This window comes from Paenibacillus sp. 7541, from assembly GCF_002276395.1.
In the GTDB taxonomy this organism is placed as follows: domain Bacteria; phylum Bacillota; class Bacilli; order Paenibacillales; family Paenibacillaceae; genus Paenibacillus_AQ; species Paenibacillus_AQ campinasensis.
In genome coordinates this window covers 1-13,718 of sequence record NZ_NQLZ01000001.1, presented here as the reverse complement: position 1 = coordinate 13,718, position 13,718 = coordinate 1, and the positions used below count along the sequence as shown (strand labels likewise).

Here is a 13,718-nt window from a genome sequence, read left to right as displayed (position 1 = left end):
TCATTTCAGGAAAATAAACAAAAGCCGCAGGATAGTCCCACGGCTTCTGCTTTCCCTATATTCTAAACTTCTTCACAGCATCCTGCAGCTCGGTCGCCAGATGGCTTAATCCCTCGGAAGAAGAGGTGACCTCTTCCATTGCTGCCAATTGTTCTTCCGCAATGGCGGCCACGCTCTGCGTGCTGCTGGCCGATGCCTCTGCTATCTTGGACGTTTCGGTAATGGAGGCTGATATTTCCTGCGAGCTGCTGGACATTTGCTCTGACAATGCGGATACCTCTTGCACTTGAGCCGCTACGATGTCCACTTCCTTCACAATCACTCCGAAGCCCTCTCCCGCTTGCTGCACCATTCGGGTCGTATCCTTGACGCCATGGACCACCTGATTGGTGGACTGAACGGCGCGGGCCGTATCCTCTTGCACCTCTTTGATGAGATCGGAGATTTGGTTGGCCGCTGCATTCGCTTGCTCTGCCAGCTTGCGCACCTGTCCGGCTACCACGGCGAAGCCTAAGCCATGTTCTCCGGCTCTTGCCGCTTCAATTGAAGCGTTAAGCGCCAGCAGGTTGGTCTGCTCGGAAATATCGCTGATGACTTCGACAATGCTGCCGATCTCTTCCGAACGTTCTCCGAGTCGCGTGATGAGCTTGGAAGTATCCCCGGTCCGTTCATTCATTGTCACCATTTGCTCCACCGCCTGTTGAATCTGCTCGCTGCCACGTTTGGCTTGGGCGGTCGCGCTGACGACCGTTTCCGATACAACTGCTGCGCTTTCTGCAATTTTCCCGATACCGGCGGCCATTTCCTCTAAAGCTCGCGCACTTTCCGTTGTGCCATGCCTTGTTGTTTCAGCACCGGTGGACAGCTCCTGGATCGTGGCTGCAACCTGATGGGTCGCTTGCGTCGTTTCCCTTGCGCTGGCCGTAAGCTCCTCCGATGCGGCCGTCACTTGTTCGGAGCCTTCGGCCACTTGCCGAATCAGCACCTTTAACTGATCAGTCATATGGTTGAACGAGGCCGCAAGCTGCCCAACCTCATCCTTCGAGTGAATGTCTAGATGCGGCTTGCTCAGATCGCCGCTCGCCACCATCTTCCCGCGCTCCGTAACCAGCTGGATGGGCTTGCTGATCCGTCTGGAAAGGATATAAGCAAGGGTCAAGGCCCCGAGTATTCCGAATATGGTTAAACCGATCGTCAAGGCTATAATGCGCTCTCCATCTGCGATTAGCGCATGTCCATCGCTCACAATCTCCGCTTCTCTGCTGCCAACGAGCTCGCTCAGCCCTTCCATGATCTCTGTGCCAATGCTTGTTCCCTCATTGCTTAGCACACGGATCGCCTCTTCGGTTCTTCCTTGATCATGGGCAGCGAAGATCTCCTTCTCAATTAGTTCACCCCAGGCCACACTTTTCTCGATCAGCTCTTGCAAGGCTACAGATTCACTTAAAGCCGTTAAAGTCTGGTGTAGATCGGTACTCTCCTCCGTCAGTTGATGAAACGCAGCTTTGTAGGCATCGTCTCCAAATAGGAGATACCCTCTAGCCAGAGAAATTTGCTGAGAAAGATTATACTGCAAACGTTCGTCGGCAATTAACAAAGGCAGCTCATGTTCGACAAGCACATCAATTTCGTTGTTAAACGTGCGGATCTGCAATACATTAATGATGATCAATGCCGTCATTAATACAGTAACCACACTGAATCCCGCCATGACTTTCAGTTGCAAACTCTTCATTGCATTACCTCCAGTAGTTTTCGGCATTATAACGCGAAGTTGTGCGACAGATACCCTTCCCTAACGCTTTGCCAATAAGCTCCCTCCTTGCTTGCTGTGACGATCGTTCTACTATTCATATCGGAACAATACAACCATGCATTGAAGCGTTTCGAACGCAGAATAAACGATTCTTCTACTTTGAACACGCAAAAAAAGCCGAGATAATCTCGGCTCCATTGGCTGCGATAAACTGCGTTCATCGTCTGAGTACTTCTGTATCGGCATTCAAGCATCAATTAACTTGTCAGCTTCTTGTAGAACGATCGAGCAGTCATGCGGTGATAAGCAATCAGCTCCCCGTTATAGACCACGTTAAAAACTCCATAAGGTGTCGGGGATAGTGCCATCATCTGTGCCCGGCTCTCGATATGTATAATGTGAGGCTCAATATGTGCCGCCTTCGCGGCTTCCAATAAATTGTCAGTCGCCACTTCAAGATACGGGCATTGATCCGTCCTTAATATGGTCAGTCCTTGTGAGAATCGCTGCAGACGCGCATCCCAATCGGTTGGAAAATAGGGTGCTGATGCTGATGCATCCGGAAATGTATAAGCATACAGCTCAAAGGAGTACGGGCCATGCTCAACCTGGGAAAATCCGTTTTTGACAAAAATATCTTTGCTCGGCGCCCATCCGGTATCCGGATTGGTGAGAACAGCCACGCCTTTCATACCGTGCTCCCTGGCCTCTTCGAGACAGAGCTGAATCAGCCGGGAACCGATCCCCATGCCCGGTACACCGACCCACAGGCAATGAATGACCAGGTAGCCGTCGGCATGCACGGCTCTCCAAGAGGACTCCCCAGGAGCATATTCAATAAAGCCCAGCACCTTCTTCCCCTGCTTGATTTGCACATAAGACAGCCCGTGATCGAGCTGGCTTTCCGTCCAATTCACTTTATTTTCGTATCCGGGATGCTTCTTCATGCTTCTCATGCAATAGCAGCCGCTCTCCCGAACCTGATTTCGAATGATTTCCAATCCGGGTTCCATCCGCTTTCCTCCCCTTCCCATCTTCTTCGTTCCCTAAATAACGGCCATACGCTAACGTTATCACATGCAAACGAGCACCGGGTTAACGCCCGGCGCTCGCAGTCAACGCCTCATTGACCGGTATCGGCAAAAGTCCGGATCCGCTCCCCGATCTGATCGCGAACCCGCTGGAATACTGCCCACTTCTCCTCCTCGGTTCCTTCAGCCTTCGCCGGATCGTCAAATCCCCAGTGCTCCCGCCGGACATGCGGCGGCGTCATCGGGCAGCGATCCGCGGCATCCCCGCACAGCGTAACGACCAGATCTGACGTATTCAACAGATCCGAGTCGATGATATCTGACGTCTGTCCCGAAATATCAATGCCGACTTCGCGCATCGCTTTGACGGCATTCGGATTCAAGCCATGCGCTTCAATGCCAGCGCTGTAAACCTCCCATTCGCCGGACAGATATTGTCTCGCCCATCCTTCCGCCATTTGGCTGCGGCATGAATTGCCGGTACACAGGAAATAGATCGTTTTTTTCATTGCTGCTGCTCCTTTTCTTGTATGTTCTCTAAGTTCATAGGATGGATAACCACAGATACAGCCCCAACAGCGTGAAGAACAGCGTCGGAATCGTCAATATTACCCCTGTTTTGAAGTACGTTCCCCAGCCAATCTTCACGCCCTTCCTCGATAATACGTGCAGCCACAGCAGCGTGGCCAGGGAACCGATCGGCGTAATTTTCGGCCCGAGATCGGAACCGATCACATTTGCATAGATCAGCGCCTCTCTAATCGCCGCCGAAGTGGTAGTCGCGTCGATCGCCAGCGCATCAATCATCACCGTTGGCATATTGTTCATCACCGAGGACAAAATCGCGGCGATAAAGCCCATGCCAATGGTGGCAGCGAACAGCCCCTGATCTGCAATGCCCTGGATGACCGTAGCCAGCAGATCGGTCAGGCCTGCATTACGGAGCCCATACACGACCACATACATCCCGATCGAGAAGAACACGATGGCCCATGGCGCGCCTTGCAGCACTTCCTTCGTGGAGACTGCCGGGCTTTTGCGTGCGATCAGCAGGAAGAATAACGCGACACAAGAGGCAACAATGGATACCGGCACATGCACGAATTCACACACAAAATAGCCTACCAGCAGAACAGCGAGCACGATCCAGGACAAGCGAAACATTCTCGGGTCCGTAACGGCGCTGGCTGGCGGCTTCAGCGGCGTGTCATCGAAGGAGCGCGGAATGCTTTTGCGGAAGAACAGATACAGCACGACAATGCTGGCTGTTAAGGCAAACAGATTGGGAACGATCATCCGGCTGGCATACGTCATAAACGAAATCCCGAAATAATCGGCGGACACGATATTCACCAGATTGCTGACCACAAGCGGCAGTGAGGTGGTATCGGCTATAAATCCGCTGGCTATGATGAACGGAAACACATGCTTCTCGTCAAAACGAAGCGCGCGCACCATCGCAAGCACAATCGGAGTCAATATGAGCGCTGCCCCGTCATTCGCGAACAAGGCGGCCACAATCGCGCCGAGCACCGTAATATAGACGAACATGCGCAATCCGCTGCCGCGGGCTGCACTCGCCATATGTAACGCTGCCCATTCGAAGAAACCGATTTTGTCCAGAATCAGGGAAATGATAATAATCGCCACAAAAGCAAGCGTAGCATTCCAGACAATCTGGGTCACATCCCACACATCTTGAAAATCAACGACGTTGAACAGCAGCGCCAGCACAGCGCCGCCACACGCCGACCAGCCAATGGACAGGTTTTTAGGCTGCCAGATGACAAACACTAACGTAATCAGAAAAATAATACTGGCCATAAGGACTGAGTACAATGAAGAACCCCCGCTTTATCTGTAATCAATATATCATCATATGCTTATATGCAGCATGTGCAGGTCAGTCCATGGGCAGGCATCAATCACAGGCGCAGCGGATCTCCTTATCCATCGCGGACAGCACCTGCGAACCGGTCGGCATCGCATCCAGCACCGCCTGGATATACGGCTTGTCCTCCACATGGAGCGAATAGTATACCCATTGCCCTCTTCGCGCTTCCCGAACGAGTCCCAGTGACTTCAACTTCCGCAAATGCTGGCTGACGGCAGGCTGGGACATGTCAAAGATCTCCACAAACTCGCACACGCACCATTCCCGGTCCTTGAGCAGCGTAAGCATGGTCAATCGGGTCCGGTCACCGAGCAATTTCAGCTTCTCGGCGGCTTCATGCAACGTCTCCATTCGACGCCCTCCTTCCCTATCCAATCCTTCACAACACATTAGCATATAATTGAATGCTTATATATTAATGGCGGTCGAGCGTTTTATCAACCCTTATCCTTCAATTTATTAAAAAAAGCCGCGAGTATCGCGACTTCTTCCATGTCCTCACGCCGAGAGAACGATATAGCTAGCTCATCGGGTTCATGTGCGTGCTTGCAAGTTGTATGGCTATATCCGCGTTTTGGATATCCATTTGGATTTGCTTGTTAATATCATGCGGTTCATACAAGCCATTGGTGTGCATGTAATTGAAAATTTGCTCATGCAGCTTTACCGTTTTGCTCAATTGATCCCACAGCATATTTCTTACCTCTGGGCTTGCTGTCTCCGCGATGGCTGTTGCATAGTTTTTAATCCCTGCTTTGGCCGAATTCAGTAAATCCGCAGCGATAGCTTGATCTGTCATGGCATTCATTCCGGTTGCATTTCCTGTAACTGGATTCATGTTTAGCCTCCTGTTATTTTTGATTCTACATCAGAACGTTCTTCAACTGCTGAATGTCCGCTACGCCATCCCGAATATCTTGCTGCAAAATCGTTCTTAAATTCACATCAGCAACGAGTGGCACCATGCTTTGACTTTTGGTCAGACAAGTTGTTTTGAATGTGAGCAGCTCATGCAGCTCTAGAGATTCATGAACGCCCAGCTTTTGATTGTGCATTGTAGATCCCTCCTTCAATTTATCAATATCGCTACGTTATTATGGTCTACAATAGGACTGGATTATTAGCGGGTATCCCCTTCCTATTCATGCCAAAATGCCGCAACGAGAAAAAGGACTTCTCTGGTTAAGAGCAGCCCTTCAGTTCCCTTGTATTGTATTTCATTGCGTGAATATGTCCTAACTGTATTCAGGCCGAAGAAGCTACTCCTCTGTGGTTGGGATTCTTAGTTGAAGCCCCCGTTCACACGGATCGTCTGCCCCGTAATCCACCGGGCGTTGCTGCTCACGAGCAGCTCCACCGCATTAGCGATATCCTCCGGCTCTCCCAGCCGCCCGAAGGCGTTCATCCGTCGGAAGGAATCAACCAGCTCCGGCGACTTGCCGTCCAGGAACAGCTCCGTCGATACTTGTCCGGGCGCAATGCAGTTGATCGTAATCTCCCGCGGCCCGAACTCCTTGGCGAGCTGACGCGTCAGCTGCTCAACGGCTCCTTTCGTCGCGGCATACACACTGTAAGTCGGCAGCATCGCACCGGATACCGAGGTGGAGAAATTGATGATCGTGCCGCCCGCCTCCATATGCTTCATCGCTTGCTGACAGGCGAAATACGTCCCTTTCACATTAATGTCAAAATGCTGGTCGAACATCTCCTCCGTCACATCCGCAATCGCCTGGCATTCCATAATGCCCGCATTGTTGACAAGAAGATCGATGCGCCCATAAGACCGGATCGTCTCCGTGAATAAAAGCTCGATCTCCTGCACGCGTCCGACATTCGCACGGATGGCCATCGCTTCCCCTCCGGCTTGCCTAATCGTATTCACCACGTCCTCCGCCTTGCCCTCGCTTGCAGAATAGTTGACGACCACGCTTGCACCAAGCTGCGCCAGCTGTATGGCGATTTGTCTTCCAATGCCTCGGGATGCCCCGGTAACGATAGCCACTTTGCCTTGTAAACGCATATTCATTCGCTCCTTTTACGATCATCTGCACGGGATGGTATACTACAAACGTTGAAGCTTGCAACCTGATTGTAATGCAGAGGAGAAGAATACCGTTAACCTATAGCTGTTCGATCCTTGCCTAATTCTATTCCGCTTTCCAATAACCCAATAACTAAGGGCACCATGCCCGGTACGAAAGGAGTGCTTCTGTAATGGAAGCCTTGAATGATCCCGAGCGGCAGCAGCTGGCGCTGGCGCAATTGGCACAGCTCATCCTGCGCCACACACCATCGAGCGGCACCCACCCTACGGCGGTGCCTTCGCTGTCGCTGATGCATGCCGTCCATCCCTCGGAACCGCTGGAATCCGTCTACAAACCTTCAATCTGTGTCGTCGCTCAAGGCGCGAAAACCGCTTCGCTTGCCAGCGAGATCTATCGCTATGACCCCGCTCATTATCTCATTACGTCCGTCGAGCTGCCAATCGTCGGTCATATTATCGAAGCCTCGCCCGAGGTTCCCTACCTTAGCTTGAAGCTGGGGGTTGATCTTGACGTGATTGTGGATATTGTAAAAGAAATGCAACGCCCGGAATCAGACTCCCAAGCTGCACGCGGCATTACCGTTAATGAGACGTCATCCGCGCTGCTCGAAGCGCTTGTCCGCCTGCTCCAGCTGCTGGACACGCCGGAGGACATCCCGGTTCTCGCTCCGCTCATGACCCGCGAAATTGTGTACCGGGTGCTTCAGAATGGTCAGGGGGCGCTCCTGTCGCAATTCGCCATGATCGGCAGCCATGCCCATAACATCGCCCAGGCGGTCCAAGTGCTGAATCGCGAATATGACCAGCCGCTCTCCGTCGAGCAGCTGGCCAAGTCCGTCAATATGAGCGTTTCAGCATTTCATAAACATTTCAAACGCGTCACTGCGATGAGTCCCTTGCAATATCAGAAAACGGTCCGTTTGCAGGAGGCCCGCCGATTGATGCTGATCGAGGGTCTTCAGGCTGCCGATGCCGCCTATAGCGTAGGTTATGAGAGCCCGTCCCAGTTCAGCCGGGAATATGCCCGCATGTACGGACAGCCGCCGATGAGCGACATGCAGCGGCTGCGGGAAGTCATGGCCGCGACCCCTTCCGCGGAATGATGAGGATTGAGCCGGCTATTCAGGAAGCGCGATCCATGAGCTTCCTGCCGCCATCGCTGGCTAAGATTTATGCCGCGGCGGCCGCTATGTGAATCGGATGCGGCATTCACCCTTCGTTTGCCGGCCTACCACTCGCACCGAATGATAGCGGCGGGTAAGCTGCGTTGTAAACGATCCTTCGCTGTTCGAAGTAAAGCTTTGCTGCCAGATGATCTTCCCGCCGCTGATCCATTCCAGGGCAAGCTCGCCTTCTTCGACAATGACCTCATAGGTTAGCGTCACTTCGGCTCCCTTTCCGAACCAGAAATAATGGTACTCGAACCCGTCAAATTTCTGATAGCGGAACGAAAGCTCCTTCCCCTTTCGCTTGAACACGTAGTTCTTTTTCGTTGTCAATTGCAGTACGCCAAGCTTCAGCAGCATGACAATGACCAACATGATCATAACAAAGGTAATGATCGAGGATAGCAATGTCCCAATTCCCGCCTTTCTGATGATGATTTGCTACAATTCCACACGTATAACAGCAGTGCTGCCTGGCGGGCACAAGCCCGATGTCCAGCGATACCCCCTCGGATATGCTTCGATCTCTTACTATGATGACCAGCCCAACTGTCGGAGCCGACACACCCTTCCATCATAAAGGAAGGCACGGGACCGGTTCAATGGCGCTTCAGGTCCATTTCTATGACAAAGCGGCCCGAACGGAACTGCATCCGTCCGCGCCGCCGCACCTTAAAACCCCTTCGATGACAGCCATACCGCAAGCTCACGCTCGCGCGTTTTCAGATCCGCATCGGTGTCATATTTGCCAAGCTTGTGCTCCCCTGCAATCATCCCATCGGTCATAAAGATGACGCGCTCCGTCTTCGCCGCTACCTTCGCATCGTGGGTCACGAGCAGAATCGTGGTGCCGCTCCGATTGATGTCGGCAAGAATGTTCATCACCTCACCCGTTGCCTTGGAATTCAGCGCGCCCGTCGGCTCATCCCCGAAGAGGATGGACGGGTTGTTGATCAGCGCCCGGCAGATCGCCACCCGCTGCAGCTGTCCGCCGGAGGCCTGGGTGATGTCATGATCCGCCAGCGAGGCAATGCCAAGCCGGTCCATCAGCGCTTGCGCCCGCTCATTGATCGTCTTACGGCTCTCCCGTTTCGCCACATAGGCCGATAGAAGGATGTTATCCAGCAAATTCAGATTCTTCAGCAGATTGCTCTGCTGAAAGATGAATCCCATCTTCGTCAATCGAAGGGCAGCCAATTCCTCCTCCCGCATGGCGGCCAGATCCTGGCCGTCAAACTGGATGCTGCCGGAAGTGATCTGATCCATGCCGCTGATGCTGTACAATAGCGTCGATTTGCCCGATCCGGACGGACCCATCACCGACACGAATTCTCCTTCCCCAATAGACATGCTCACGTCACGCAGCACCTGCTGGCTTGTATTTGTACCGGTGGTGTAGACCTTATTCAACTGTTTGGCTTCCAAAATAACGTTCATAATTGCCTCCCTATTGTGCCGTCAGCGTAAGCTTCTGTTTGTTCATCGACATGCTGACACATAGCATGGTGCCGGTAACTGCAGCCACCAGCAGCAGCGGACTGACGATGAAGCTGGCTAGCGGGTGAATGATAAAGCGCATGCTGGATATGCCGGGAATAAGCGCACCGGCCAGCCCTTGACCAAGTGTGACAGCCGCTGCCGTGCCAAGCACGACTCCGATCAGCAGCACGAGCATCGCCCGCGTGATATATTGCACCCGCAGATCCGCTGCCGTAAGACCCAGACTGCGCATAATGGCAATCTGCGCCCCTTCCTTAGCGATCAGCATGTGGAAGAACATGGCGGTGATCAGAATCGAGATCGCAATGCCAAGCCCGTAAGCCAGCACAACCGAAAGCGACAGCTGGTCGATGAGTCCGCCTAAGGTTTGGGACACATAGTCGTCCATATCCGTAATTTTGACCGCGGAGAAGGCCGCGTGATATTCCTCTATTTTGTCCGGCACAGAGACGCCATCGGCCACCTCGAGGTTCACCACATACCACAAAATCTGATCCGGCGCATAGGGCAGCAGGCCCTTGGCTGTCTTGCCGCCGTTCGTGACATCCTGATACACGCCGGTGACGGTCAGTGTTCGCTCCTGCTCGCCTGCAAGCACCGTCAGCGTATCCCCGACCGACTTGCCTAGATCCTGGGCATTCATCGTGGAGAGCGCAATCTCATCCTCGGTCGCGGGAGCCGTCCCGTTCACGTATTGGAGCGGAAAGACGGAGAAGTCCCCCAGTTCCACCTTGATGTTCTCGTAAGTTCCTTCCGCATTCTCCGCCTGGTAGGCCGCGGTAACAAACGAGGCGTATTTCGTGACATCCGCATCCTGACGAAGATAGCCGTCAATCTGATTGAAGCGCTGCTCCATCTCTTCCCCCTGCTGCAGGTCGATCCGAATGTCGCTTCGCCCCGCCCCCATATAGGACACAAAGTCCGGAGACTGGATTGTATTCAGAAAATTGAACGGTACAATCATCAGGAAGGCACATAGTGTAAACACAAAGCAGAGCACACCGTACATGCTAAACCGGCTGAACACCGCTTTAATCCCGAGAAACAGGTTTACATTGCCGAGCGAGCTTCGGCTGAGCCGAAACGCTTGACGCCCGCGCTCCCCCGTCTGAAGCACCCCTTCACGCAGCGCTTCCACAGCGGAGATGCGGCCGAAGCGGCGAAGCACGAAACGGCAGTACAGGACAACGGCTGAACCCACTAGCAGCGCACCCAGTGCAGGAACGATGTGGTTCCAGACACTTGCCGGTGCCAGGCCCATGTAGAGCGCAATATTATGCGTAAACAGATGACCGAGCAAGCGGGAGATGAGCCAGCCTGACAGACTCGCCAGCACCGCGAGCAGGACATATTTGACCATGTAGAGGCTTCGGATGTCCCGGCTGCTGATTCCGATCGCCTTCATGACGCCGATCTCCCGGTAGTCTTCCTCAATGGTCGCGGTCAGGGTGAAGCGCAGACAGAGCGCTGCAATGGCAATGAGCAGCAGGCTGATCAGCATGATGACTGCCGCCGCAATGCCGTCGGTAATTCCGTTGAGCAGTTGATATAACGAGTAGGTGAGCGCCGTATCCTTTTGCGGAAGACCGCTGGCCTGGTACATCGCTTCGAATTCATGGACCCTGTCTTGATCATGAAGCCTGAATTCGATTAAATACTCAATCTCTCCCATATGATCCCGCAGCGCTGTCCAGTCGTTGTCGCTGACGAGGAAGCGCTTGGAAGTCACAATGGAAGGGTTCATCTGCACATCCCGGACAAAGGCGGCAATCGTAAATTCCTTGCTGAAATCATCCTTGACGATCCGGACCGAATCGCCCAATTCCAAATCATATTGCTTCATATGGTAGATCGGCACACCGATTTCGCCATCCTCCATCTGCACGATGCTGCTGTCGGTATCCAGCAAATAATCAAAGGCGTGATTCTGCATCACAAAGCTGTTCTCCACGATGCTGCCCGCCTCGGATAACTCGTTATCCCCGAGGTAAATATATGCGCCGTTGATGCCGAGCATGGATACTGTCTGATGGTCCTTGACCAGCTCGTTGCTGCTGGCAAAAGCGTCGATGTCGGCCTGATTCAGCTCCCCGGCATGCATTTGCACATAATGAGGTGCATGAGAGCGCGTAAACAGACTGTCAATGGAACCGAACAAGGTGACGACAATATGGGCCGCACCCGATACGAGCATCGCTGCCAGCATGATAAAAACAAACAGTGTTGCGGTTATGATTTTGTTTCTGGAGAAGTCTTTTCGCAGTATTCTGATTTTCATTTATACCGTTTCCTCATTTCTCAGGGATACCGCCGGCCTGCGTTTCAGCATATGGTAGGTCAACGCAGACAGCCCGAGCATCGCCGCAATGACAAAGAATGTGGGTACGTACACCCTGGAGCTGAACTGCTCGAAGGCAAGGCCGAACAGGACCTGGCCGACCGGAGCGGCACATTGGGAGACCGCCGTGATGATAGCCATGATTTTGCCCAGATTTTCATTGGGCGTCTCTTTCTGAACTTTGGTGATGATATAAATAGAGATGATCGTCATCGCCATGGCAATCGCGATCGCGCATGCGATGAACATCAGGTAGGAAGGATAATAGCCAAGGTCCAGCATCAAGGGCGACACCGCCGCCGCCATCGGCATGAGCAGACAGGCGATGGCCAGCAGCCAGCGATACAAGGTGTAGGTCTTCATCCTCTTGGCAAAAAAACCGATCATCAGCGCACCCAGAATCGTAGCTGCTTGAATCAGACCCATGCCAAGTCCGTACATCATTTCACTGCTGTTCATCGTGATCCTCAGCACGATCGGGCCGCCTACGATAAAATACGGTGTTAGCAGAAGGTTGAGCAAGGCGGCGAGGATGATCGACTTGCGAATGAGCGGCTGCTTCGCCACATAGGCAAATCCCTCCCTCATGTCCCCGGCCAGCATATGCACCATTCCACGGTCACGCGCACGCTTCACATACGGAATCTGAATCAACGTCTCCAAGAGCGCTGACAGCGCAAACGCGATGCAGCTGATGACAATCAGCAAGCGCACGCCCATGTATCCGTAAAGCACACCGCCGATCAAGGGGGCGATGACCCCGGAGAGCGCCTGCACCGCCTGCACGAGCCCGTTCGCGCTCTCCAGTCTTCTCTCTTCCACCAGCAGCGGGATGCTTGCCGTTACCGCCGGCGTATACAGCGCACTGATGAAGGACAGTAGCACCATCACGGTTCCGATCAAGAACACCGAGGTGCTGCCGCCCAGCATAAGCACAATATATCCCAGCACAATCGCGCTGCTGATCAGGTCGTAGATGACCATCAGATTGCGGCGGTTGAACCGGTCGGCGATGGCGCCCCCGAGCGGCGAGAGCAGAAGCGGGATATTCGAGATCGCATACAGCGTCGCAAAGATGTCCGCCCGCCCCGTAATGTCGAGCACATACAGGGATAACGCAAAGCGCAGCAGCGCCGATCCCAAGATGGAGATGATCTGTCCGATCACCATCAGGTTAAAGTTTCTCGGGGAAGGTTGTATCGGTTTCCCCGGGTTCTCCACACCTTCCATACCTTTCACACCTTTCGCTGGCTATCTACCCGCCCATTAAGATGTCATACATAAAGTCGAAGCTGCCCTTCGAAGCTCCGAGGAGCAGCTCCATGGCCTGAATGAAAGCCTGCAGACGTCTGAGCTGCTCCTCCGGCGACCACTGAAACAGCGCCTCGTCAAACAGCATCTGCCCGGTGATCAGCAGCATATCGACGACCTCTCGCGGATACTCCGTATGGAAATCCCCGCTGGCAATCCCCTGCTCGATTACTTCCGTAATGACCGGAGCCAGACTTTCGATAGCGCGGATCATCGTCTTCAGATGCATTTCCGCATTCTCGGGCTCATGCAGGCTTTGCGTGATCTCTTCCTTGCTGTCCCCGGATGAGGGGCGCTGAGCCAGCAACACCCGATACAGCTTCTCCATCGGACTGATTGATGGATCCGCCACAATATCTCGCGCCCGGATCAAGTCCTGTTCAATGATGCGGTCAATGATGGCATCCAGAATTTCCTCCTTGGATTTGAAATAATGATAGAACGTCCCTTTGGCAATGCCGATGGCCTCCCGGATATCGTTGATCGTTGTCTCGTTATACCCCTTTGTGGTAAAGAGCTTCTCCGCCGTATCCAGCAGTTCCTTGCGGCGCACATCATGCTCTTTAACGATACGCATACCACGCCTCCTCCTCAGTCATTGACCGACCCTCGGTCAGTCATTTCGAATTCATTATATCCTGACTTGCGTGCAATGTAAAATCAGAACCACCCGTCAAA

The 13,718-nt window shown here is 53.3% G+C and carries 14 protein-coding genes; 1 reads left to right on the top strand and 13 read right to left on the bottom strand.

The genetic code is table 11. The features are described 5' to 3' along the window. Nucleotides 1-55 precede the first annotated feature (55 nt). The 8 genes from CHH75_RS00070 to CHH75_RS00035 all read right to left on the bottom strand — a co-directional run bounded on the left by CHH75_RS00070 (nt 56) and on the right by CHH75_RS00035 (nt 6,701). Complete coding sequence (locus CHH75_RS00070; RefSeq protein WP_176475407.1) at nt 56-1,735, bottom strand: methyl-accepting chemotaxis protein; 1,680 nt, start codon at nt 1,733-1,735, stop codon at nt 56-58. 278 nt (nt 1,736-2,013) lie between these two features. Further along, a complete protein-coding gene (locus tag CHH75_RS00065; protein ID WP_095397101.1) occupies nt 2,014-2,769 on the bottom strand; it encodes a GNAT family N-acetyltransferase in 756 nt (251 codons plus the stop codon). Between the two features lie 110 nt (nt 2,770-2,879). Beyond that, nucleotides 2,880-3,296, bottom strand: a complete 417-nt coding sequence (gene arsC / locus CHH75_RS00060; protein WP_095266503.1) for an arsenate reductase (thioredoxin) — start codon at nt 3,294-3,296, stop codon at nt 2,880-2,882. Between the two features lie 34 nt (nt 3,297-3,330). Beyond that, a complete protein-coding gene (locus tag CHH75_RS00055; RefSeq protein ID WP_176475406.1) occupies nt 3,331-4,611 on the bottom strand; it encodes an arsenic transporter in 1,281 nt (426 codons plus the stop codon). A gap of 97 nt (nt 4,612-4,708) precedes the next feature. Next, entirely contained in the window at nt 4,709-5,032 is a 324-nt protein-coding gene (locus CHH75_RS00050; RefSeq protein ID WP_095397099.1) for an ArsR/SmtB family transcription factor, read from the bottom strand. 169 nt (nt 5,033-5,201) lie between these two features. Next, nucleotides 5,202-5,519, bottom strand: a complete 318-nt coding sequence (locus CHH75_RS00045) for a spore coat protein (RefSeq protein ID WP_095397098.1) — start codon at nt 5,517-5,519, stop codon at nt 5,202-5,204. 25 nt (nt 5,520-5,544) lie between these two features. Then, nucleotides 5,545-5,736, bottom strand: a complete 192-nt coding sequence (locus CHH75_RS00040; protein ID WP_095266507.1) for a hypothetical protein — start codon at nt 5,734-5,736, stop codon at nt 5,545-5,547. A gap of 227 nt (nt 5,737-5,963) precedes the next feature. Further along, nucleotides 5,964-6,701 carry an SDR family oxidoreductase gene (locus CHH75_RS00035; RefSeq protein ID WP_095266508.1) on the bottom strand — a complete coding sequence of 246 codons (738 nt, stop codon included), beginning with the start codon at nt 6,699-6,701 and terminating at the stop codon, nt 5,964-5,966. Between the two features lie 194 nt (nt 6,702-6,895). Here CHH75_RS00035 and CHH75_RS00030 point away from each other — a divergent pair, with 194 nt between their 5' ends. After that, complete coding sequence (locus tag CHH75_RS00030) at nt 6,896-7,828, top strand: AraC family transcriptional regulator (RefSeq protein WP_095397097.1); 933 nt, start codon at nt 6,896-6,898, stop codon at nt 7,826-7,828. A gap of 84 nt (nt 7,829-7,912) precedes the next feature. Here CHH75_RS00030 and CHH75_RS00025 read toward each other — a convergent pair whose 3' ends face one another. From CHH75_RS00025 to CHH75_RS00005, 5 genes are all read right to left on the bottom strand, one after another. Next, nucleotides 7,913-8,272: a hypothetical protein gene (locus CHH75_RS00025; protein ID WP_141235790.1), complete on the bottom strand. Its 360-nt coding sequence runs from the start codon at nt 8,270-8,272 to the stop codon at nt 7,913-7,915. Between the two features lie 291 nt (nt 8,273-8,563). Next, entirely contained in the window at nt 8,564-9,328 is a 765-nt protein-coding gene (locus CHH75_RS00020; RefSeq protein WP_095397095.1) for an ABC transporter ATP-binding protein, read from the bottom strand. A 10-nt stretch (nt 9,329-9,338) separates the two neighbouring features. After that, nucleotides 9,339-11,669, bottom strand: coding sequence for an ABC transporter permease (locus tag CHH75_RS00015; protein WP_095397094.1), 2,331 nt, complete (start codon nt 11,667-11,669; stop codon nt 9,339-9,341). Further along, on the bottom strand, nt 11,670-12,959 hold the full coding sequence (locus tag CHH75_RS00010) for an MFS transporter (RefSeq protein ID WP_095397093.1): 1,290 nt from the start codon (nt 12,957-12,959) through the stop codon (nt 11,670-11,672). A gap of 25 nt (nt 12,960-12,984) precedes the next feature. After that, nucleotides 12,985-13,617 (bottom strand): TetR/AcrR family transcriptional regulator, encoded by a 633-nt coding sequence (locus CHH75_RS00005; protein WP_095397092.1) that lies wholly within the window; start codon nt 13,615-13,617, stop codon nt 12,985-12,987. Between the last annotated feature and the right edge of the window lie 101 nt (nt 13,618-13,718).